The 632-nt window shown below is 27.4% G+C and carries 1 protein-coding gene and 1 pseudogene; both read right to left on the reverse strand.

The window, feature by feature from the left end:
- Positions 1 to 127 (reverse strand): annotated as a pseudogene (locus HMPREF9073_RS16155) (DUF3828 domain-containing protein); the annotation flags it as partial.
- 9 nt (positions 128 to 136) lie between these two features.
- On the reverse strand, positions 137 to 632 hold a 496-nt coding region (locus tag HMPREF9073_RS01570), incomplete at its 5' end, for a hypothetical protein (protein WP_034555090.1).

Genomic DNA, 632 nt, shown 5'->3' on the forward strand with positions numbered 1-632 from the left:
CTATGGTATCTCTTTTGATAGAGGAAATAGTATCGATAGTTTCATCAGAAGATGACACTTGGGTGTTGTTATTGTTACAAGAAAACAACAATAAACACGCTGAAATAAAATAATAAATTTTTACCATCTGAATATTTTAAAATATAATGTCATCAATAATATACCTGTCTTTCTTTTTAGCAACTTTTAATTGTATGCTATCATATCTGTTATCATAAAAGTTAAAAAGATACACATTATATCTTTTTGAATTTATCTTCTTTACCTTAATAGAGTCCAACCATTCTATGAAAACATCTTGGGCATCTACAATAAAATCCATATCTCTATCTTCAGTAGGTTTTATTTTTTTTATCAATTTATTTGATAAATATCTTTTCTTAATTTTTATCAATTCTTCTTGACAATCATGACAAAGCATTTTATCTTGCAGCCTGATATACTTGTCATAAAATTCTAAAATCATTTTTGTAGCTTCATCAGTTTCTTCTTTAGGCACTTGAATTGGTGCAATTGTATCCTTATTTACTATTGTATCTCTTTTGATAGAGGAAATAGTATCTGTAGTATCATCAAAAGATGACACTTGGGTGTTGCTATTGTTGCAAGAAAACAACAATAAACACGCTGAA

This window comes from Capnocytophaga sp. oral taxon 326 str. F0382 (assembly GCF_000318295.1).
GTDB classification, from domain to species: Bacteria; Bacteroidota; Bacteroidia; order Flavobacteriales; family Flavobacteriaceae; genus Capnocytophaga; species Capnocytophaga periodontitidis.